The organism is Mesorhizobium sp. Root695 (assembly GCF_001428185.1).
Classification (GTDB): domain Bacteria; phylum Pseudomonadota; class Alphaproteobacteria; order Rhizobiales; family Rhizobiaceae; genus Mesorhizobium.
Genome location: NZ_LMHO01000007.1, coordinates 85,467 through 106,854, shown reverse-complemented (window position 1 = coordinate 106,854; position 21,388 = coordinate 85,467). Strand labels below are relative to the sequence as shown.

Annotated in this window: 21 protein-coding genes; 3 read left to right on the top strand and 18 right to left on the bottom strand. The window is 63.9% G+C overall.

Features of this window, described 5'->3' with window-relative positions; all coding sequences use genetic code 11:
* Positions 1 to 17 precede the first annotated feature (17 nt).
* Together ASD99_RS09225 and ASD99_RS09220 are read right to left on the bottom strand one after the other, a co-directional pair.
* Positions 18 to 2,240, bottom strand: coding sequence for an AMP-binding protein (locus ASD99_RS09225; RefSeq protein ID WP_057143385.1), 2,223 nt, complete (start codon positions 2,238 to 2,240; stop codon positions 18 to 20).
* Between the two features lie 145 nt (positions 2,241 to 2,385).
* The gene (locus ASD99_RS09220; protein ID WP_056580367.1) at positions 2,386 to 2,793 is read right to left on the bottom strand and encodes a tautomerase family protein; all 408 of its coding nucleotides are present in this window, start codon (positions 2,791 to 2,793) and stop codon (positions 2,386 to 2,388) included.
* Between the two features lie 113 nt (positions 2,794 to 2,906).
* On the opposite strand from ASD99_RS09220, the gene ASD99_RS09215 reads away from it, so the two are divergent.
* A complete protein-coding gene (locus ASD99_RS09215; protein WP_056580363.1) occupies positions 2,907 to 3,764 on the top strand; it encodes a LysR substrate-binding domain-containing protein in 858 nt (285 codons plus the stop codon).
* Between the two features lie 134 nt (positions 3,765 to 3,898).
* Here ASD99_RS09215 and ASD99_RS09210 read toward each other — a convergent pair whose 3' ends face one another.
* The 3 genes from ASD99_RS09210 to ASD99_RS09200 form a co-directional block, all read right to left on the bottom strand.
* Positions 3,899 to 4,807: a DMT family transporter gene (locus ASD99_RS09210; RefSeq protein WP_056580360.1), complete on the bottom strand. Its 909-nt coding sequence runs from the start codon at positions 4,805 to 4,807 to the stop codon at positions 3,899 to 3,901.
* Between the two features lie 59 nt (positions 4,808 to 4,866).
* On the bottom strand, positions 4,867 to 5,754 hold the full coding sequence (locus tag ASD99_RS09205; protein ID WP_057143384.1) for a DMT family transporter: 888 nt from the start codon (positions 5,752 to 5,754) through the stop codon (positions 4,867 to 4,869).
* A 179-nt stretch (positions 5,755 to 5,933) separates the two neighbouring features.
* Positions 5,934 to 7,451, bottom strand: a complete 1,518-nt coding sequence (locus ASD99_RS09200; protein WP_057143383.1) for a S10 family peptidase — start codon at positions 7,449 to 7,451, stop codon at positions 5,934 to 5,936.
* Between the two features lie 361 nt (positions 7,452 to 7,812).
* Here ASD99_RS09200 and ASD99_RS09195 point away from each other — a divergent pair, with 361 nt between their 5' ends.
* Positions 7,813 to 8,319, top strand: coding sequence for an OsmC family protein (locus ASD99_RS09195; RefSeq protein WP_056580352.1), 507 nt, complete (start codon positions 7,813 to 7,815; stop codon positions 8,317 to 8,319).
* Between the two features lie 160 nt (positions 8,320 to 8,479).
* Here the strand turns inward: ASD99_RS09195 and ASD99_RS09190 are convergent, their stop codons facing one another.
* The 13 genes from ASD99_RS09190 to rpsF form a co-directional block, all read right to left on the bottom strand.
* Complete coding sequence (locus ASD99_RS09190) at positions 8,480 to 8,701, bottom strand: hypothetical protein (protein ID WP_056586916.1); 222 nt, start codon at positions 8,699 to 8,701, stop codon at positions 8,480 to 8,482.
* Positions 8,702 to 8,865: 164 nt separating this feature from the next.
* Positions 8,866 to 9,495 (bottom strand): hypothetical protein, encoded by a 630-nt coding sequence (locus tag ASD99_RS09185; RefSeq protein WP_056586919.1) that lies wholly within the window; start codon positions 9,493 to 9,495, stop codon positions 8,866 to 8,868.
* A gap of 83 nt (positions 9,496 to 9,578) precedes the next feature.
* Positions 9,579 to 10,319, bottom strand: coding sequence for an SDR family NAD(P)-dependent oxidoreductase (locus tag ASD99_RS09180; RefSeq protein ID WP_057143382.1), 741 nt, complete (start codon positions 10,317 to 10,319; stop codon positions 9,579 to 9,581).
* 47 nt (positions 10,320 to 10,366) lie between these two features.
* Complete coding sequence (purF, locus tag ASD99_RS09175; protein ID WP_057143381.1) at positions 10,367 to 11,836, bottom strand: amidophosphoribosyltransferase; 1,470 nt, start codon at positions 11,834 to 11,836, stop codon at positions 10,367 to 10,369.
* 104 nt (positions 11,837 to 11,940) lie between these two features.
* Positions 11,941 to 12,609 carry a CvpA family protein gene (locus ASD99_RS09170; protein WP_057143380.1) on the bottom strand — a complete coding sequence of 223 codons (669 nt, stop codon included), beginning with the start codon at positions 12,607 to 12,609 and terminating at the stop codon, positions 11,941 to 11,943.
* Between the two features lie 85 nt (positions 12,610 to 12,694).
* On the bottom strand, positions 12,695 to 14,098 hold the full coding sequence (gene radA / locus ASD99_RS09165; RefSeq protein WP_057143379.1) for a DNA repair protein RadA: 1,404 nt from the start codon (positions 14,096 to 14,098) through the stop codon (positions 12,695 to 12,697).
* Positions 14,099 to 14,154: 56 nt separating this feature from the next.
* Entirely contained in the window at positions 14,155 to 15,645 is a 1,491-nt protein-coding gene (locus ASD99_RS09160) for a replicative DNA helicase (protein ID WP_027037983.1), read from the bottom strand.
* Positions 15,646 to 15,863: 218 nt separating this feature from the next.
* Positions 15,864 to 16,841, bottom strand: coding sequence for a small ribosomal subunit Rsm22 family protein (locus ASD99_RS09155; protein WP_057143422.1), 978 nt, complete (start codon positions 16,839 to 16,841; stop codon positions 15,864 to 15,866).
* A 2-nt stretch (positions 16,842 to 16,843) separates the two neighbouring features.
* On the bottom strand, positions 16,844 to 17,167 hold the full coding sequence (locus ASD99_RS09150) for a YnfA family protein (protein WP_056586936.1): 324 nt from the start codon (positions 17,165 to 17,167) through the stop codon (positions 16,844 to 16,846).
* A 68-nt stretch (positions 17,168 to 17,235) separates the two neighbouring features.
* The gene (locus tag ASD99_RS09145) at positions 17,236 to 18,540 is read right to left on the bottom strand and encodes an SAM-dependent methyltransferase (RefSeq protein ID WP_057143378.1); all 1,305 of its coding nucleotides are present in this window, start codon (positions 18,538 to 18,540) and stop codon (positions 17,236 to 17,238) included.
* A gap of 296 nt (positions 18,541 to 18,836) precedes the next feature.
* Positions 18,837 to 19,421: a 50S ribosomal protein L9 gene (gene rplI, locus ASD99_RS09140; protein ID WP_056586941.1), complete on the bottom strand. Its 585-nt coding sequence runs from the start codon at positions 19,419 to 19,421 to the stop codon at positions 18,837 to 18,839.
* A 219-nt stretch (positions 19,422 to 19,640) separates the two neighbouring features.
* Complete coding sequence (gene rpsR / locus ASD99_RS09135) at positions 19,641 to 19,889, bottom strand: 30S ribosomal protein S18 (protein WP_006203718.1); 249 nt, start codon at positions 19,887 to 19,889, stop codon at positions 19,641 to 19,643.
* Positions 19,889 to 20,389, bottom strand: coding sequence for a 30S ribosomal protein S6 (gene rpsF, locus ASD99_RS09130; RefSeq protein WP_013532520.1), 501 nt, complete (start codon positions 20,387 to 20,389; stop codon positions 19,889 to 19,891). The genes rpsR and rpsF overlap by 1 nt, the downstream gene beginning before the upstream one ends.
* A gap of 350 nt (positions 20,390 to 20,739) precedes the next feature.
* On the opposite strand from rpsF, the gene ASD99_RS09125 reads away from it, so the two are divergent.
* Positions 20,740 to 21,174 (top strand): hypothetical protein, encoded by a 435-nt coding sequence (locus tag ASD99_RS09125; protein WP_156388957.1) that lies wholly within the window; start codon positions 20,740 to 20,742, stop codon positions 21,172 to 21,174.
* Positions 21,175 to 21,388: the final 214 nt, after the last annotated feature.

Here is a 21,388-nt window from a genome sequence, read left to right as displayed (position 1 = left end):
GAAATGCTTGATTTGACTCAGGCCGCCACGCCGAGCCCCAGCCTGTCGATCGCCAGTTTCCTCGTCGACACATAGTCGGTCTTGCCGGACCCCAGCACCGGGATTTCCTCGACTTTGACGATGTCGTTCGGCACCATCAGTTCGGCTGCACCCGCCTGTTTGCCGAACTTGCGCAACTCATCCGGGTTGGCATCGTCGGCGGTGGTGACCAGTACGATGCGCTCGCCACGCCGCTTGTCCGGCACGGCCACAGCTGCATGGCGTTCTTCCGGCCACAGCGACTGCACCAGCATCTCGACCGCACCCAGCGACACCATCTCGCCGGCGATCTTGGCGAAGCGCTTGGCGCGGCCCCGGATGGTGATGAAGCCTTCGCGGTCGACGGCAACGATGTCGCCGGTGTCGTGCCAGCCGGTCAGCGGCTGCAACTCACCGGGGCGGTCCGATGTCATGTAGCCCATCATCAGGTTCGGTCCGTCGAGCCACAATTGGCCGGCATCGCTGATGCCTTCGACCGGCTCGAGCTTCATGCGCATGGCCGGCAGCAGCCGCCCCACCGTCCCGTCGCGGCCATGGATGGCCGTGTTGACGGCAACCACCGGTGCTGCCTCGGTCAGCCCGAAACCTTCGATGATCTCGGCCTGGAAGCGTTCGCGATAGACGCGGCGGGTTTCCGGCTTCACCGCCTCGGCGCCGGCGACGACGAAGCGCAGGCTGGAGAAATCGCCGTCCTTGGCGGTGCGCGCATAGTTGGCGAGGAACGTATCGGTGCCGAACATGATGGTCGGTTTCACCTTGCGCGCCACCTCGGGGATGATCTTGTAGTGCAGCGGCGAAGGGTAGAGGAACAGCTTTACCCCGGTGACCAGCGGTAGGATCGTGCCGCCCGTCAGGCCGAAGGAGTGGAACACCGGCAACACGTTGAGCAGGATGTCGGCGGGTGAGATGGTGATGCGCGCCTCGGCCTGCATGGCATTGGCAAGCAGGTTCTTGTGCGACAACACCACCGCCTTCGGCGTGCCTTCCGAGCCGGAAGTAAACAGGATCACCGCCGGCTTGGTCGCATCCTGCCGCTGCAGCGGCCAGCGCCACAGCAAGGCGGCGGCGAGCTTGTCCAGCGCGGTGACGCTCTCCCGCACGTCCTCCAGCCACAGCAGCTTTGCACCGCCCTTTTCGACCGCCGCGACGATATCGGCGAGGTCAGCCTTCTCGACGAAGGCACGCGATGAGATGACTGTGCGGATCACCGCGGTGCGCACGGCCGCAGTGGCGCTCGCCGGGCCGGCCGTGTAGTTGATCATCGCCGCCACCCGGCCGGTCGACAGAAGGCCGGTGAGCGACAGCACGACCCCATTGGCGTTGGGCAGCATCAGCCCGACCGCTTCGCCTGGCGCCGTGATCGCCTCGAAGCGGCGGCCCAGGACGCGGGCGCCAATGAACATCTTGCGGTAGCTCAACGCACCCGAGATGACGTCCTCGATGATCGTGTGCGAAGCGCCGACGCGGTCGGCGGCATCGCGCATGGCCAGGAACAGGCTGCGATCGAGGTCGGTGCCGAAAAGCCGCGCCTCGGCGACACGGTCGAACAGCGCATTGGTGTTCGAGGCCTGGTCGGGATTGCGAGCCATCAGTTCGGCGATCGTCATCGGCTCCAACACGCTGATCGACAGCTGCGGAAACCAGTGCCGTGGTGCTTTGTCCGCCGGCATCAACGACACCGGCAGGCAGCGCGCGCCGCCGACGAAGATCGGCACGATCATGGCGTCGGCCTGCATGGCGATGCGGGTGACCGCCCGAAACAGCCGAAACGTCTTGACGTCGGGCTCGACGGCATCCGGCAGATAAACGGCGAGCCGGCCTTTGCCTTTGAGTACGCGCACCAGCCGGCGGCTGACGAAGAGGTGTTCGGCGTTGAAGGCGATGGTGCGGCCAAGCTCGCGCCACGGTTCGAGCCAAGGCGAGCGCGCCGAGACCTCATCGAGAATATGCAGCGTATCGTCCGGCAGAAGCGACAGCATCAGCGCCGGTTCGAAACGCGATTGATGCGAGATGACGTAGATGACCGGGGCCTGCGCCTTGCGGGCGATGCTGATGCGGGAGTCGGCGATCCGGTAGGCGAGCTTGAACGGCACATAGAGCAGCGCCTGGGTGAAGCGCAGGCCGAGGCGGAATTTTTCCACCACGCCGATCAGCAACCAGGCCAGAACAAGACCCGCAAGCAGCGCCAGTGTCAGGACCATGCCGCGTCTCTCCCAACGATTTTGTCATCTCGGCTCTTTCGCGGCCGCTTCGGCCAGAACCTAGACGATGTGGGAGCAAGGTCAATGCGGATGAATACGCCTCTTGCCTTCCCCCCTTGTGTGGGGGAAGGGGAGTCGGCGCTGCTCACGACGCCTTCAACCGTCCGCTGATGAAACGGAACTCCTGCGTCTTGCCGCCATAGCCGTAAGCGGCGGCCGGCACTTCATGCACGAACGCGTAGCTTTCCTCGTGTACGCCGCCCAGCAGGCGGCCGAAGGCTGCGAAGATCGCTTTCAGATAGGCCTCCAGCTCAAGCTTGGTGTTGGTGCCGTCGACCACCTTGATATCAAGCCAGAACGTGTTGGAGCCATGCTCGGCCAGCGACTTGCCGCCGGCGAACCAGTGCTGCGGATCGATATAGGACACGGCGACGGCTGTGATCGTCGGATCCTTGCGCAACTGCGTCGCGGTGATTTCGGTGACCTCCTTTGCGATGCTGGCGGAAAGAGCCGCGTCGGGCTTGCCGGTGACGCTGACGGTGATGATGGGCATTTCTCTTCTCCTTGGTTCGAGCGGCGTCTGATCGCCGTTGGAAGGAGCATGTCATCATCCTTAGGTAAAAAAAATCGAATTGTTTTTGATTGAAGATTCGATATTATCGAATTATGGAAACGCTCGATCCTGATCTGCTCAGAACCTTCCTTGCTTTCGTCGACAGCGGCTCGCTGGCCCAGGCGGCTTCAAGCGTCGGCCGTTCGCCCTCGGCGGTGACCGCCCAGATGCAGCGGCTGGAGGAAATCGTCGGCGAGCCGCTGCTGGCGCCGCAAGGGCGGGGGCGCGGCCTGACGCCGGCGGGTGAGGACCTCGTCGGTCATGCCAGGCGCATCCTTGCAGCACATCGCGAGGCCTGGCTGGCACTGAAGGGCGCGCGCGCTGCCGGACGCGTCGCCATCGGCACGACGCAGGATTTCGCCGACAGCGGCCTGCCGGACCTGCTGCGTGCCTTCGCCGCCAGTCATCCGCGTGTCAGGATCGAACTGCGGGTCGGCCGTTCCGCCGAACTGGCGCAGGCGCTGCAGTCTGGCGGCCTCGATCTGGCGATCGTCATGCGCCAGGCCGCGGCGTCGGACGAAGTCGGCGTGCTGCGCGAGCCGATGATATGGCTATGCTCACAGAAGGGGCTGGCCACGCGGCAAGAGGAATTGCCGCTGGCGCTGCTGGATCCGTATTGCGGTTTTCGCGAAGCAGCACTTGCCGCACTCGATGCTGCCGGCCGCCGCTACCGCATCGCTGCCGGCAGTGCCAGCCTGGCCGGCCTGCGCACGGCCGTGAACGCCGGTGTCGCGCTGACGCTGCGAACGGCCCGCTTTGCCCATTCCGGCATTGTCGAGGCGCCGCGCGAGCTTGGCCTGCCGCAGGTTCCGATGGCTGAGTTCGCAATCCGGCTGCGTGCCGGTGCCGGTGGTTCGGCAGCCGATCTGGCAACCCTGCTCAGCGGCAACCTTGCCTTGTCGGTCGGCTGAATGCCCAAAGAAAAAGCCGACCTTGCGGTCGGCTTGGAGGTAGGACGGGCCGAGGGGTTTGGGGGGACTTGGGGATGGCCCGTCGCACCAACAATGCCTTGACCCCTATGATGGTTCCGTGACTGTGTCACTTTTTAAGAAATATTTGACGCCATGCGCAGCGAGCGGGCCATCAGCCAATCCCGCCCCGCATGGGCAAACACCGCACACAGCACGATGGCGCCGCCGATCATGCTGGCGGCCGGCGCAATCTCGCCCAGGAACAGGAAGGCAAACAGGATCGCGAACGGCACTTCCGCCGAGCCGAGCAGCCCGGATTCCGCCGGCGGGATGAGCCGCGCGCCCTCCGTCCAAAGGATCGAGGAGAGTGCGAAGGACGCGCCGAAAGTGGCGAGCAGAACGGCATCCCTTGGCGAAACCGCCAGCGGATCGGTGACGACCCAACCGAGCACGAACAACAGGAAGGCCGACACCGCACCGGCCCACACCACGGGCGTGTCGCGGAAGGCGCGCACCATGATCATGTAGAGGCCGCTGCCGATGGTCATCAGCAGTGCCAGTCCGTCGCCGAACAGATTGCCGGTGCCGAAGCCGGACCAGACCATGATCGCCACGCCGCACAGCGACACGGCGGCGGCAATCATCGTCTGCAGTCGGAACGGTTCGCGCGTCAGAACCCAGGCCAGCAGCGCGGTGACAAAGGGCGCGGTGGCGTAGATGACGGCGACATTGGCAACGAAGGTGAACTTGAACGCGGAGATGAAGGCGATGCTGGCCAGCGCCCCTTCCACCGCCAGCAGCCAGCCGCGCCAGCCAAGCCGCAGCGTTTCGCGCTTGCCGGAACGGTGACGCCGCCAAAGCACATACAGGCTGATCAGGATCGCGCCGACAAAGCCGCGCCAGCAGATGATGGTCAGCGGGTCGGCATGGATCGACTTTGTCAGAACGCCGGTCAGGCCGAAGACGGCGGCCGAGGACGACACCAGGATGATGCCGAGCGTACGCTCCGCGGCGGTGTCGGTGGCAGCTGCAATGTCAGTCATGCGGTAAACCTACGCCGTTTGGTCCTGACATCGTAGTGTCAGCAATGACGGTGGCCACATCATAGCCGTTTGCGGAAATGCTCGGTGCCGACGATCAGCAGGCCGGCGACGACGATCAGGGCAGCACCCAGGAACACCTCGCGGCGCGGCACGTCGCCCCAGATCGCAAAACCGAGCGCGAACGCCCACAACAGCGAGGTGTATTCCAGCGGCGCCAGGACCGAGGCCGGCGTGCGCTTCATACCTTCGAAGAGAAGATATTGCGCGAGGCCGCCGAGCGCGCCGACGCTGGCAAGCAGCAGCAACTGGGTCCAGTCGGGTGTCTTCCACCACAACAGCGCCGGCACCGCCGAAAACAGCAGGAAATAGAAATTGTTGAGCAGGAGCTGGATCATCGAACGCTCGGCAAGGGCGGTCCTGCGCAAGAGCACAATGGCGATGCCCCACAAAAAGGCGGCCGCCAGCACCAGCAGCACCGGCACGGACAGGCCGAGATGGGTCGGATCGCAAGCGACGAACACGCCGGCAAAGCCGATCAGCACCGCCAGCCAGCGCAGCATCGGCACCTTTTCGCCGAGCATAACCACCGAAAGCACGGTGACGATGATCGGCGCCGCATAATAGACGGTAGTCAGTTCGGCGAGCTGCAGGCTGCGTGCGGCGTTGTAGTAGCAGAGCCAGGCGGCAAGCGTGAAGGCGCTGCGCACCAGCATCGGCCGCACGATCGGCGAGCGCACTGTGTCGGCAAACAGCTGTCGCCCGCCTATCGCCGCGCAGGCGCCCAGAATGGTGATGCTGCGGAAGAACATGATCTGCCAGACGCTCATTCCAACGACCAGCAGCTTGATCGAAGCATCTTGCGTCGAAAACAGGAGATAGGCCGCACCGGTCAGCAGGATGCCGGCAAGAACCCGCTCGCGTGCTTCGAGAATGGCGATATCGGCCATAAGGCGCATGGGACCAAAATTGCCGGAGCGGCAGAAATGCTGTGAGGAGCGACACGAGGGACCTGGGAATTCAGCTCCCTCGGCACCAAGCTATATGGGCGAAAGTCGGTACAGCGCTACGCCAGCCCCGTGCTTGTGTTGGGGCAGGGGTTCCATGGCGAGCCGCATTGTCGCAAAGCTTACTGCGTCGCCTGGTAAAGCTCCAAAGCGGCCTCTTTCAGGGCGCGCCGACCATCGGATCTGAAATACATCATGTGCCCGCCCTCGACGACATCGAGACGGATAGGCTTGGCATTGGCGAGCGACGGGATCTGGTTCACCAGATAGCGCGAGGCGAGGTAAGGTGTGACAAGGTCGGTGTAGCCGTTGACGATCACGACGCCGAGCGAAGGGTTCAGCGAGCGCGCGCGCTGCAGATCGTCCATCACCCCGGCATAGCCTTGCCGTGAGGCGCTGGTCCCGTAATCCCAATTGTGGCTGATTTCGCCATTGAGCAGCCGATAGCTGACGTCGGTGCGGAAATTCAGTTCGTCGCTGATATAGCCGACGAAAGCCGACGTCAGCGCAGGCACGCTGCGGTCGAGCACTGGATCCGGGCCGGCGATGCGGGCGCTCTCGGGCGCGATGTCGGCCGTGCCGATCGTGGCGTCATATGGGCTGAGCACTTTGCCGCTGGCATGCGCGAATTCCCTTGCGAACAGGCCGGTCGGGATGCGGGCGGAGTTCCGCTGCACGAGGTCGAGCGGCAGGCCGGTGATGTCAGCCACGCGTTGGCTTGCCAGGCGCTTGCCTTGCTCCAGTCCGCTGGTGAGCGCGGTAAGGTAATCGCCCAGCGCATAATGCTCGACTTCGGCCAGCTTCTCCCGCAACGCATCGCCGCTGACGCCTTCGGCGCGTAGGCGCACCGCCGCCATCGAAGGCAGTTCGAGCGCCCAATGCAGCGGCTCGAATTCGTCGGGCTGTACCAGCGTGAACTCCAGCGCCGGCGAGATAAGCACGATGCCGTTCGGACTGATGCCGATATCTTCTTGCAATGTCCTGGCGAGCAGCGCCGCACGGAACCCGCCATAGCTTTCGCCGGCGAGGAACAGCGGCGATCCGGTGCGGCCGTTCTGCGCGAGATAGAGCCGGATGAAGGCGCCTATCGAACTGGCATCCTGATTGACGCCCCAGAAGTCGTGCGTGTCCTGGCCAGGTGCCTCGCGGCTATATCCGGTTCCGACCGGATCGACGAAGACGAGATCGGTCATGTCGAGCCAGCTGTCCGGATTGTCAATGAGTCTTTGCGGTGAGGGCAGGAATTCGCCGTCGGACCCCGTCGCGATTATCCTTGGACCGAGCGCGCCGATATGCAGATAGGCGGAAGCTGCTCCAGGGCCGCCGTTGAACACGAAGGTGATCGGCCGATGCGGGTCTTTGGCCCCGCTTGCCGTTGGCTGCAGCGTGTAAGCGACATAGAAAATCTCCGCCGTGACGTCGCCCTTGCCGGACAGCAGCGACAGGGTGGCGGCCTTTGCCTTGTAATCCAGCTGGCGCCCGGCAAGGGTGATCGAATGGTTGGTGGTCTGCGGCGGCGGCAGCAGGGACAGCACGCCGCCCGAGGGTGCCGGCCGCTCCGCTGTTTCAGCCAGGACGGGCTGCGCCAGGGCGGCAAGCAGCGGCAGGATAACGAAGATCAGTTTCAGCTTGACCGGCATGATGGCTCCGCGAGAACGACTCCCGCATAGGTATGGCCGAGATGATCGAAGTCAAAGGAAATGGCTGTATGGTTGAGCAACTGACACTGCCGCGTTTCCTTCACGTCTCCCTTCGTCCTGCCGGACAACTCCTGGCAGACGAAGACTGGCAGGGTCTTCGGCAACGCCGTTGGCGGCGTTGACGATGGGCGAAAGCCGGCGTGACATCCGCTCTTCCCTTTGCGGACAGATGTCCGGCTGGACAGAGGGGGGCGCCGTTGGCCCGTATTGCTGAATGGCATTGCCATCTCGTGGCGATCGGCGCAACTCTTGACGGATGGGTTTATGCAGGCGGCGGAAACAGTCGACGAAGGGACAGCGGATGGATGCGACCGAATTGAAGGCCATGCAGGCGCCGCTGAAGCAGGCCTATCGTGACGATGCTTCGCAGGCCCTGATCACGCTTCGCGCCAAGGGCTCGATCGACGACCAGTCGGTTGCCTGCAAGGTGGAGACGGGCAGGGCGCTCGCCATCGCCGGACTGCATCCGGCAACAGGCGGCTCAGGCCTCGAGCTCTGCTCGGGCGACATGCTGCTGGAGGCCTTGGTGGCCTGCGCCGGGGTGACGCTGAAGGCGGTGGCGACGGCGCTCGAGTTCAAGCTCGGCGCCGCCACGGTGGAGGCCGAAGGCGATCTTGATTTTCGCGGCACGCTCGGTGTCGCCAAGGATGCGCCGGTCGGCTTTCGCGCCATCCGGCTCAATTTCAACCTCGACACAAACGAGCCGCAGGAGCGGATAGACTCGCTGCTTAAGCTGACCGAGCGCTATTGCGTTGTGTTCCAGACCATCAGCCAGAAGCCGGAGCTGACGGTGAGTGCACGGCGTTGAGGATCTCCCCCTTGAGGAGGAGATGTCGCCGAAAGCGACAGAGGGGATCGGCACGACGGGACGCGACCTCCTAAGTTGAAAAGAGGATACCGGCGCTCCACGCGCGGCGACCCCCTCTGGCCTGCCGGCCATCTCCCCCTCGAGGGGGAGATTACGCTCATTACTGTGCTGCCGGCTCTTCGGCGTCGCCTTCGTCGGTGAAGGGCGAGGCGCTGGGCACGCATTGTACCGACCAGCCGGCCGGTGTCGGCTGCTTCTGATATTCGGTGATGGCGGCGGTGCACTGTTCGCGTTTGTCGAAGGTGCTGGGCAGCACGACCATGCCGCCCTGCGGGCCGGCGATTACCAGATACCAGACCAACGCTGCTGCGGTCGTAGCCATGGGGATTTCCTCTGCCAGTTGGGCGCCTGTTGTGGGAGTCGCTGCAATCCTACCAACTCCACGGAAATGACGAAAGCATGACCGCGACGCAGCCTTCCACCGCCGCATCACAGGCGCGTGATGTGGCGGTGGGTTTCAGCCCCAATTTTTGAAGGCCGATTGGCTCAGTTGGTTGCGAAACAATAGAAAAGGCCGTCGCCGCCGGTGCCCTTCAGTGCCTCCTGGCTGCAGCCGCCGCGCGAGGCATGCGAGGAATTCCAGGATTTGGCGGCAGCCGATTCGTCGAGGCCGGTGCGGTCATGATGGCCCATCATCGCGGCTCCCTCAGCCCCGCTCATCGTCCAGTCGCCGCAGGTCTGGTCGGCGATCTTGGTGCCATCGGGCTTGGAGCCGGTCAGCATGTCGTGGCGGTTCGGTTTGTCGCCGCGTCCGTTGACCATTTCGCCCTTCTCGTTCAGCGCAGTTTGTTTGGTGATGCCGTTGGCGTCACTGTGCAGGGAGGCGACGTCGTCTGCGATCTTGACGCCCTTGGCGTTCACCCACGGCCCCTTGCCGATACGGTCGCGCGCATCGGTGTCGCTGGTCGAAAGATAGGCAGCCCAGGTCTTGCCGGTGACGCCGGCGGCTTCCGCCAGCGAGGCGCAATGCGCGTCGGCACCCTTGAGGCCGCCGAGATCGGCGCCCTTGCCCGAACCGGCACTGGTGACGAAGAAACTCATCGTTGCGTCTTGCGAATAGGCGGCGCCCGCGGCTGCGATCAGGGTGGCGGCGGTGGCGAGAAGCAGTTTGCGCATGATGGTCCTCCGGTTGGGCTTCGAATGAGTACATTCGAAGAAACGTTGCCGGAGGCCTATTTAATCCGCCTCGCAGTCAAGTTTTATTCCGGCTGCCGGTAGGCGACGAAGCGATTGTGCTTGGCCTGGAAGATCAATCCGGTCTCTTTCAGCTCCGGACTGGCCAGCGGCACGATGCGCTTGGCGATCTCGGAGGGGTGCGGCAGCGTCTCGGGATCTTCGCCCGGCACAGCCTGCGCCCGCATGGCGGTGCGGGTGGCGCCGGGGTCGGCGGCATTGACGCGCAGCGGCAGGCTTTGCGTCTCATGCGCCCAGGAGCGCATCATCGTCTCGACCGCGGCCTTGGACGCCGCGTAGGGCGCCCAGAAAGCGCGGGCCGAGTGCGCCGCGTTGGAAGACAGGATGATCGCTCTTCCGGCGTCGGAGAGCCGCAGCAGCGGGTCGACCGAGCGAATCAGTCGCCATGTCGAGGTGACGTTGATGGTCATCACCTTCTCGAAGGTCTTTGCTTCGACATGGCCGATCGGAGAGATCACGCCGAGCACGCCGGCATTGGCGACGAGAATGTCGAGCTTGCCCCAGCGTTCGTGGATGGCGCCGCCCAGCCGGTCGATGCCGGCCATGTCGGCGAGGTCGAGCGGCACCAGTGTCGCCTGGCCGCCGGCCGCCTTGATCTGATCGTCGAGCTCTTCCAGGCCGCCGACAGTGCGCGCGACCGCGATGACATGCGCGCCGGCGGCAGCCAATTCCTTGGCGATGAAATAGCCGATGCCGCGCGAAGCGCCGGTGACGACCGCAACGCGGCCGGTAAGGTCGAGGGTCATGCGATGGATTCCGGAAATCTGGCTAAAAAAGTAACGATCCGGCAACCCTACGTCCCGCTCGTCGCCAGCAGCGACAGCGTGCGCACATTGTCGTGGCCTTCGAAGTCGAGCAGGCGGGTCGGATACTGGCCGGTGAAGCAGGCGTCGCAGAATTGCGGCTGGTCGTTGTCGCGGCTGGTCTCACCGACGGCGCGGTAGAGCCCGTCGATGGAGAGAAAGCCGAGCGAATCGACGCGGATGAACTCGGCCATCTCCTCCACCGACATGCGCGATGCCAAAAGCTTCGACTTCTCCGGCGTGTCGACGCCGTAGAAGCAGGAGGCGCGTGTCGGCGGCGAGGCGATGCGCATATGGACTTCCTTGGCACCGGCGTCGCGCACCATCTGCACGATCTTCTGGCTGGTGGTGCCGCGCACGATGCTGTCGTCGACCAGCACCACGCGCTTGCCCTCGATCATGCGGCGGTTGGCGTTGTGCTTCAGCTTGACGCCCATGTGGCGGATCGAATCGCCGGGCTGGATGAAGGTGCGGCCGACATAATGGTTGCGGATGATGCCGAGCTCGAAGGGGATTCCTGCAGCCTGGCTGAAGCCGATGGCCGCCGGCGTGCCCGAATCCGGCACCGGCACGACGATGTCGGCCTCGACCGGACTTTCCACCGCAAGTTCGGCGCCAATGCGCTTGCGAACCTCATAAACGTTGCGACCTTCGACCGAGGAATCCGGCCGCGCGAAATAGACATATTCGAAGATGCAGAAGCGGCTCTTCTGCTGCTCGAAGGGGAACAGGCTCTCAATGCCCTTGGACGTGACGACGACCATCTCGCCGGGTTTCAGGTCGCGCACGAAACGCGCGCCGATGATGTCGAGCGCGCAGGTTTCGGAGGCCAGGATCCAGGCGCCGTCGAGATCGCCCAGCACCAGCGGGCGGATGCCGAGCGGATCGCGGCAGCCGATCATCTTCTTGGCCGTCATCGCCACCAGCGAGAAGGCGCCCTCGACTTGCCGCACCGCATCGATGAAACGCGAGTTCAGATCGCGTTCCTTGCTGGTGGCGACAAGGTGCAAAAGCGTCTCGGTATCGGAGGTGGACGAGAAGATCGCGCCTTGTTTCTGCAGCGCGCGCTGCACGGTCATGGCATTGGTCAGATTGCCGTTGTGGGCAACGGCGAAGCCGCCATCGGCCAACTCGGCGAAGAAGGGCTGGATGTTGCGCATGCCGGCGCCGCCCGTCGTGGCGTAGCGTGTGTGGCCGATGGCGCGGTTGCCTTGCAGGCTGTCGATGACGCGCTGCTTGGTGAAGGTGTCGCCGATCAGGCCGACATGGCGTTCGACATGGAACTGGCTGCCGTCATACGAAACGATACCGGCTGCTTCCTGTCCGCGGTGCTGGAGCGCATGCAAGCCCAGTGTGACGATGGCCGCGGCATCCTGTCGGCCGAAAATGCCGAACACGCCGCATTCGTCGTGGAAATGGTCGTCGGCCTCGGCGGAAAGCACGTCGTCTGCGTCTGCCATCTTAAGCTCCGCTAAAATCGCCATATAGTGCGGGTTCGCGTCGAAAGCAACGCGCGCCGTGCAGCCGTTCACACCATCGTCAGGTCCTGACGCCGTTTTTGGCGTCAGTTTGCCGGTGCAGCCGGGGCCGGATTGGCCGGTGCGTTGTCCGTCGGCGGTGTTGCGGGTTCATCGTCAGGTGCCGGCGTGTTGGCATCGTCGCCACCCGCGGGAGCATCCGCCGCCGGGGCGTCCGGAGCCGCGGGCGTCTCCGCGGCCGGCTGATTCGGGTTGAGCTTCTTGAGGATGGCGTTTTCCGGATCCTCGGGCAGCAGGCTTTCGAGCTTGGCGCCTATCTGCTCGAGCAGCGGCCGCGACTTGGCATCCGTGACCCAGGCGGGAGCCTTGGCGCCGGCCAGCCAGTTGAAGAACAGCAGGGCCACGGCAACGACCAGTATGCCGCGCGCGGCGCCGTAGAGGAAGCCCAACGTGCGGTCGAGCGCGCCGATTCGGGAATCGATGATCCAGTCGGCGAGCTTCATGGTGATGACCGAGACGACGATCAGCGCGACGATGAAGACGACGCCGGCGGAGGCCGCCATGGCGATCTTTTCATTCTCGATGTAGGGCTTCAGGTAAGGCAGGACCGGCTTGTAGAAGAAGAAAGCCGCCGCCGCCGCTGCTGCCCAGGAGACAACGGACAGGACTTCGCGCGAGAAGCCGCGAACCATGGCGAGCATCGCCGAGACCAGAGTGAAGCCGACGAGAATTCCGTCAAGCAGCGTAATCGGCATGTCTTTCGCCCCACTCCATGAGCCGCATTATAGCGCGGAGCATCGGGTTTTCCCAAAACCGGTTTCCGCTTTCGGGTCCGATGCTCTAATCTTGTTCGTCCACGCGGCTTCGGCGTGAGCCGGCTATGCGTGCCACGAGGTCGGCAAGCTCGGTCGGCTGGAAAGAACCAGCCCCGATCCCCCCGGCCAATTCCCCGCTGCCCGAGGGCAGAACCGCGCTTCCAAAACCCAGCTTTTCGGCTTCCTTGAGGCGCTGTTGCGCATGCGCAACCGGCCTCACGGCGCCCGAAAGGCTGATTTCGCCGAAATAGACGCAATCGGCGGGAAGGGCAAGACCGGTGAGCGAGGAAACCAGGGCCGCCGCCACCGCGAGATCGGCCGCGGGCTCCGAGATGCGGTAGCCGCCGGCGACGTTGAGATAGACATCGTGGCTGCCGAAGCGCACGCCACAATGGGCTTCGAGAACCGCCAGGATCATCGACAGCCGGGCGCCATCCCAGCCGACGACGGCGCGGCGCGGCGTGCCGAGAGAGGAGGGCGCGACCAGCGCCTGGATCTCGACCAGCACCGGCCTCGTCCCCTCCATGCCGGCGAAAACCGCCGCACCCGGCGATTTGGCATGGCGTTCGCCAAGGAAAAGCTCGGACGGGTTGGCGACCTCGCGCAGGCCCTTGTCCGACATTTCGAAGACACCGATCTCGTCGGTCGGTCCAAAACGGTTCTTCACCGTGCGCAGGATGCGGTAATGATGGCCGCCTTCGCCTTCGAAGTAGAGCACGGCGTCGACCATGTGCTCGACGACACGCGGCCCGGCGATCTGGCCTTCCTTGGTGACATGGCCGACCAACACGATCGCCGCCCCTGTGGATTTCGCATAACGGATCATCGCCTGGGCGGCGGCGCGCACCTGGGTGACGGTCCCCGGCGCCGAATCGGCAAGGTCGGTCCACAGCGTCTGGATCGAATCCAGGATGACCAGGTCAGGCCGCTTGCCGTCGGCTATTGTCGCCAGGATGTCCTCGACATTGGTCTCGGCGGCAAGTTCCACCGGAGAGGAGGCAACGCCAAGCCGCTGCGCCCGCAGCCTGATCTGCGCGACCGCCTCTTCGCCCGAGACATAGACGATACGGTGGCCTTTTGACGCCAGTGCCGCGGCCGCCTGGGTGAGCAGCGTCGATTTGCCGATGCCGGGATCGCCGCCGACCAGCAGCGCCGAGCCACGCACGAAACCGCCGCCGGTGGCGCGATCGAGTTCTCCGATGCCCGAGATGATGCGCGGCGCGTCCTCGATGTCGCCGGACAGCGTGGTCAGCACCACCGCGCGGCCTTTGCGGGCGTTGCGCGTGTTGGCTGGCCCTGAGCCGATGCCGCCGGACGTGCCTTCCTCGACCAGCGTGTTCCACTCGCCGCAGGCATCGCATTTGCCAGCCCAGCGCTGATGCACCGATCCGCAATTTTGGCAGATGAATTGCACGCGCGATTTAGCCATCAGATGGCTGCTGCTTGAAAATGGCTTGGGCGTGGTGGCGACGGTAGGTCAAAAAGCTACTCGAACCTTTCCGGCAGGTGGTGCTCCTCGGCAAGGTCGGAGAAGCGGGTGAACTCGCCCTGGAAGGCAAGGCTGACCGTGCCGGTCGGTCCGTGGCGCTGCTTGGCGATGATCACTTCGGCCTTGCCCTGGACCTCGATCATCTTCGTTTCCCAGGCGAGGTGCTCCGGCGTGCCTTTCTCCGGCTCCTTGTTCTTGATGTAATATTCCTCGCGGTACACGAAGAGCACGACGTCGGCGTCCTGCTCGATCGAGCCCGACTCGCGCAGGTCGGACAGCTGCGGATGCTTGTCGTCGCGGCTTTCGACCTGACGCGAGAGCTGTGAGAGGGCGATGATCGGCACGCCAAGCTCCTTGCCGAGTGCCTTCAGTCCGGTGGTGATCTCGGTGATTTCCTGGACGCGGTTCTGCGACGCCTTGGCCGACGAACCCTGCATCAGCTGGATATAGTCGATGACCATCAGATCCAGCCCGCGCTGGCGCTTGAGGCGGCGGGCGCGCGCCGCAAGCTGGGCGATCGAAATACCGCCCGTCTGGTCGATGTAGAGCGGCCGCTTGTGGTTCTCCTGCGTATACGCGACGAGCTTGCCGAAATCGGCTTCGGTCAGGTCGCCGCGCCTGATTTTCGATGACGGGATCTCGGTCTGCTCGGAGATGATGCGGGTGGCCAGCTGCTCCGACGACATTTCGAGCGAGAAGAAGCCGACGACGCCGCCATTGGCCGCCTTTACGGAGCCGTCGGCCTGCTGGGCGGGCTCATAAGCGGCCGCGATGTTGTAGGCGATGTTGGTGGCCAGCGACGTCTTGCCCATGCCCGGACGGCCGGCGATGATGATCAAATCCGATGGCTGCAGGCCGCCCATGCGGTGGTCGAGATCGCGCAGGCCGGTGGCAATGCCGGACAGGTGACCATCGCGCATATAGGCCGCGCTTGCCATGTCGACGGCGTTCTTCAACGCATCGGAAAAACTCTCGAAACCACCGTCGTAGCGGCCGTTTTCAGCCAGTTCGAACAGCCGCCGCTCGGCATCTTCGATCTGCTCGGTGGGCGCCATGTCGACCGGCGCGTCATAGGCGATGTTGACCATGTCCTCGCCGACGGTGATCAGCGCGCGGCGTGTCGCAAGATCGTAGATGGCGCGGCCATAGTCGGTGGCGTTGACGACTGTCACGGCCTCCACCGCCAGCCGCACGACATATTGCGCCATCGTCATGTCGCCAACCTTCTCGTCGGCCGGCAGGAAGGTCTTCAGCGTGATCGGCGTCGCCACCTTGCCCATGCGGATGAACTCGGACGCCACCTCAAAGATCTTGCGGTGCAGCGGCTCGTAGAAATGGCTGGCCTTGAGGAAGTCCGAGACGCGGTAGAAGGCGTCGTTGTTGACGAGGATGGCGCCGAGCAGCGCCTGCTCGGCCTCGATGTTGTTTGGTGCTTCACGATAAAGCGGTGTTTCCGCCACGCCGAATTTTCGCGCTGCCTCTGCCATGATATCCCCGATTTCGATCCCGACCTTCGATATCAGAACGTGACGAGTCGATGCTGACCTTTCTGCATCACTACGCGACCAACGAACCTTGATGCCCGTTGTTCACAGGAACGACCAATCGTCCACAGGAGAGTATTCCCGTGCCCCGATTCCGGTTGACTCGACAGGGCATTGATTCCTACCTGACTCGTCGGAACGAAGCAAGAACATTGCGCTGTTCATTTTGCGGTGTTGTCCAGCCTGTCGCCCCAGTCCACCCGCCGGGCCAGCTTGAAGTCGGCGCCGTCGCGCTTGGTGAACAGGCGCTCGGTGGCAGTGCCGTCGTCCTGGCAAAGCTTGAGCAGAACCTTGCCGGAGCCGGATTTCGGCGGTGCAAGAACCCGTGCCTGGTGTGAAGTTGGTCCGTCGCGGGACGCTGCGACATAGATGAACTTCTCGTCCTCCCACGGCACGTCGGCGTCCTTTGCCAGCCGGTGCAGGCGTGAGCGGGCGACGCGGCGGGAAAAATGGCACCAGTCGGGCGGGGCGAGCGGGCAGGGCGCCTGATGCGGGCAAGGCGCAAGCACATGCGCGCCCACCTCGATCAGCTGCCGGCGCCCGGCAAGGATGCGCTGCCAGCCGGCCGGGGTGCCGGGCTCGACGATCAACAGCGTGTCGGCGGTGAGCTGCCAGAGCCGGCCGATGAGCTTTGGCAGCGATGCTGGGGCGATTTCGTCCAGCACATAGGCGCATGTGACCAGATCGGCCGGCTCGAGGTCGGCAAGGTCGATGGTGGCATCACCCGCCAACCATCTGGTCTGGGCGGCAATTGCGTCGCCGGCAAGCGCCTCGCCCACCTTGCGTACCGCCGCGCTCGCTTCCAGCAGCACAGCCTGTTCGAGATCGGGCCACCGATCGGTCGTGGCCCAGAGCACCGTACCAGGGCCGGCGCCGACATCGAGCAGGCTCTTGGGTTGAAGGCCGGGCTTGGCGTCGCTCAGCGCGTCGAGGCTGGCGCGGATCGCGGCATAGGTCGCCGGCAGCCGCGTCGCCAGATAGGCCTTCACCGCCAGATCCTCGGCCATGTGCAGACGGCCGTCGCGCAACTCGGCACGGTAACGGTCGGACAGCGTTTTTGCCGCTTGTTTGAGTGCCGCCAGAGGAACGTTTTCGAGCAGGCGCTCCACGCCTTGGCGAAGGGATGCCGGCAACTCCATCTTCATGCGCCCCGCGGGACGAGAAGGATCACCGAAGCGCCGGCAATACAAAGTGCGGCACCGGCAAAATCCCAGCGGTCGGGGCGCACGCCCTCCACCAGCCACAGCCAGCCAAGCGACGCCGCAATGTAGATGCCGCCGTAGGCGGCGTAGGCTCGACCGGCGGCTGACGTGTCGACCAGTGCCAGCAGGAAGCCGAACAGGGCGAGCGAGGCGAGACCGGGGAGCAGCCACAGCGGCGACTTCCCCAGCCGCCACCAGGCCCAGAACGAGAAGCAGCCGGCGATCTCGGCCAGGGCGGCAGCGGCATAGAGCACGTAGGTCATGAAAAAGGTCCCGAGACGATCACGGGACCTTTTTCAGTGCAGGGGCCGGCAATGGCAAGCGGCAATGCTTATTCCTGGTCCGCAACCTTGCGGCGGCGAGCCGGCTTGGCGACAGGGCTTCTTTTGACCGGTGCCGTTTCACGATGCCCCATGTCGCGCATCTCAAGCGCCTTCTCGCACTTGGCCATGTAGTCGCGCGACACCGGCAGCGTGTCGTTCTTCTTGGTGATCTGGATCTGGAAGATCACCAAGTCCTGCCAGCGGAAGGCGGCTTCCGAGGCAGCCAGGTAGAACTCCCACATGCGGCAGAAGCGCTCGTCATAGATCGCCTTGGCCTTGTCGCGGTTGGCGGCGAAGCGCTGGCCCCAATGCTTCAGCGTATCGGCATAGTGGAGCCTGAGAATTTCGACATCGGTGACGACCAGGCCCGATTTCTCGATCGCCGGCATGACTTCCGAGAGCGCGGGGATATAGCCGCCCGGGAAGATGTATTTGCGGATGAAGGCGCTGGTCGCCCACGGCACGCCGGAGCGGCCGATCGTGTGCAGCAGCATGACGCCGTCCGGCTTGAGCAGCGTCGCGCTCTTGTCGAAGAAGGTGCGGTAATGGTTGACCCCGACATGCTCGAACATGCCGACCGAGACGATGCGGTCGAAACGCTCGTTGAGCTCGCGGTAGTCCTTGAGCTCGAAATGCACGCGGCTTTCCAAACCTTGCGCATGCGCCCGGTCGGTGGCGACGCCATGCTGCTCTGTCGACAGCGTTACGCCCTGCACGTCGACGTCGAATGCCTTGGCGAGATAGAGGCCGAGCCCGCCCCAGCCGGAGCCGATGTCGAGTACGGTCTGGCCGGCCTTCAGCCGGAGCTTGGCGGCGATGTGGCGCTTCTTGGCGGCCTGCGCTTCGTCGAGCGTCATATCCGGCTGCTCGAAATAGGCGCAGGAATACTGCATGTCCTCGTCGAGGAAGAGCCGGTAGAGATCACCCGACAAATCGTAGTGACGCTGCACGTTGCGGCGCGAGCGCGAGGCGGTGTTGATCTGCTGCAGGCGGCGGAAGGCGTGGCGCAGGCCTTCGATGGCCTTCGACCATGTGGCGTCGATGCCGCCGCTCCCCATGTTCTGGAAGGCGATGCGCATCACGCCCAGCACGCCACCTTCGAGAATGTCGAGTTCGCCGTCCATGTAGGCTTCAGGCACGGCCAGCATCGGGTCGAAGGTGATGGCGCGTTCGGCATGCGCAGTCTTGATATGCATGTGCACCGGTTCGCCGCTGCCGTCGCCGAAAACCACTGTCGTGCCCTTGGGGCCGGTGACCTTGAGATTGCCGGTGCGCACCAGGCGGTCGAGAACGCGCTTCAACAGAATATTCATGACCAAATGTCCCCTCTCGGCCAGACAGGCTGTCTTGGCGCGCGACCCGAAAATCGGACTAGATTTTCATCGGGGATCTTGCGCCCAAAGCTCCACAGCGTCATTTGCGCGGCCAAAGGACGCGCGACGCTGTAGTCTGCAACAATATATAGGGGTTCGAAAAGTTCCATTTGGCATAAAAAAGCCCGGGCGCGAGGCCCGGGCGTTGGACCAGTGTGGCTGGATGCCGGCAAAGTGATCAGAGCACAGCTCTAATCCTGATCGAAGCGTAGCTCCGATCGCCTTGCGACGTATGATCAGGCGTTGTCTTCGCCGCCCTCGAACTCGGTGTTCGGGTCGAAGAAGTTTTCCGGCCGGGCGTTGTCGTTGATGTCGTCGCCATAGATGGCTTCGGCGGTGGTCAGCGTCTCGCCCTTGGCCTGGCGTTCGGCCTCGTCGGCCGTGCGGGCGATGTTGAGCGTGATTGTGACTTCGACTTCCGGATGCAGCGCGATCGCCACATTGGTGAGGCCGATGGTCTTGATCGGCTGGTTGAGCAGGATCTGGTTGCGGTTGACCGAGAAACCTTCCACCGTCAGCAGATCGGCGATGTCGCGGGTCGAAACGGAACCGTAAAGCTGTCCGGTTTCACCGGCTGAGCGCACGGCGATGAAGCTCTTGCCGTCGAGCTTTTCGGCGACCTGACTGGCTTCCGACTTGCGCTCGAGGTTGCGGGCTTCGAGCTGGGCGCGCTGGCCTTCGAACTTCTTCTTGTTGGCTTCGTTGGCGCGCAGCGCCTTGCCCTGCGGCAGCAGGAAGTTACGGGCAAAGCCGTCCTTGACCTTGACGGTATCGCCCATCTGGCCGAGGCGGGAAACGCGTTCGAGAAGAATGACTTCCATGGTTTTGTTCCTTCGGTTGGGCGCCAATCGATCGAGGAGATCGACGCCGAATGTCTCTGGAACAGGTCAGGAAGCTTGGGCGCCTGGGGCGCTGGTGTCGCTGTCCTGCCTGTCGCGGCAGTTAGAGGTTTTGACCTCAACCCGGGATTTGATGTTCAACCCTGCGGCGCCCGTCGCCGTGGGAGAAGAGCGGGCGGCGAACCGCCCGCGTCAGAGAAATTAGCGAACCACGTAGGGCAGCAGGCCGAGGAAGCGGGCGCGCTTGATCGCCTTGGCGAGTTCGCGCTGCTTCTTCTGGCTGACGGCGGTGATGCGCGACGGCACGATCTTGCCGCGCTCTGAAATATAGCGCTGCAGCAGACGCACGTCCTTGTAGTCGATCTTGGGCGCGTTGGCGCCGGAGAATGGGCAGGTCTTGCGGCGGCGATGGAACGGGCGCCGGGTCGGGATCTGATTGATGTCGACCATTATTCTGCACCCCCTTCAAAGCCTTCGCGCGGACGGCGCGGACCACGATCGGCACCGGCGTCGCCGAACGAGCGCGGCGGACGATCGCCACGGTCGCCGCGATCACGATCGCCGAACGAGCGCGGACCACGATCGCCACGGTCGCGGTCGCCGAAGCCGCCGCGTTCCGAGCGCTCTTCGCGCTTCTGCATCATGGCCGACGGGCCTTCCTCATGCGCCTCGACCTTGATGGTCAGGAAACGCAGCACGTCTTCGGACAGGCCCATCTGGCGCTCCATCTCGTTGAGCGCGGCCGCGGGGCAATTCAGGTCCATCAGCGTGTAATAAGCCTTCCGGTTCTTGTTGACCCGGTAGGTGAGGGACTTCAGTCCCCAGTTCTCGACCCGGCCGACGGACCCGCCATTTGCGGAGATGACGCCCTTGTACTGTTCGACAAGCGCATCGACCTGCTGCTGCGAGAGGTCCTGCCGGGCAAGAAACACATGTTCGTATAGAGCCATTATGTCTTATGCCTTTCTTCGTTTCTCTCCCGGTTCCCGGCGGCAAAAGCCTCTGCAACTTCTCTGACCCACAAACCCTCGAAGGGCGCGGGGAAGAAAGGAGCATGACGAGACGGTCGAGAGCGGAGACACGGGAGGCGGGAGCACTTCTGGCTTCACACGAAGGCTTTCGAAAAAACCTCCGGCCCTCCGTTCAGCCCCCAGCAAGGACCGGCAGATTGCGGGCGTCTATACAGCAATCCGGCTGGAAGGCAAGGGCGGGCGGCGTCCTGTGTCGTAAGAAGATGAGTTGTCCGGATTAGGTAGCACGTGAGTTGTCCGGTTTGATTTCCAGCGAACGGAGGCTGGGGATGAAACTGACGGCATGGCTACAGGACCGGAGAATGCAGAAGTTTCGGGACGTTTTGAGCCGCTGGAATGGCGGCGATCTATCGATGATGGAGGCAGGCGAACTGCTGGGCATGTCGGAGCGGCATTCCGGCGCCACCGCGACCGTTACGAAGAGGCCGGGGAAGGTGGTGGACCATCGCTTGGGCAAGATTTCGACGCGTCGGGTGCCGGCGGAGGCGATTGAGGAGATGCTGGAGCTTTATCGTCATCGCTATCTTGGCTGGAACGTGAAGCATTTCCACGAGCACCTGCTGCGCGATCACGATTTCAGCTGGGGCTACACCTTCATCTCGACACAGCTTCATGCGGCTGGGCTGGTGGAACGGGCCAAGCGGCGCGGTGCTCACCGGCGCAAACGGGAAAGGAAGCCTTGTGAGGGGATGATGCTGCATTAGGATGGCAGCCGTCACCAATGGCTGGCGGTTGGGCCGATGCTGGATCTGATCGTGACGACGATGCGACGAGCACGATCTATTCGGCCTTCCTGATCGAGGAGGAAGGCACGGCGTCTATTATGCCGTCAGCGACCCGACTAAACTGCCGAACGTGTTCCTGCAGATCGCCAACAAGTTCACGAAGCTGCAATTGACGAACTGAAAGCTCGACCCC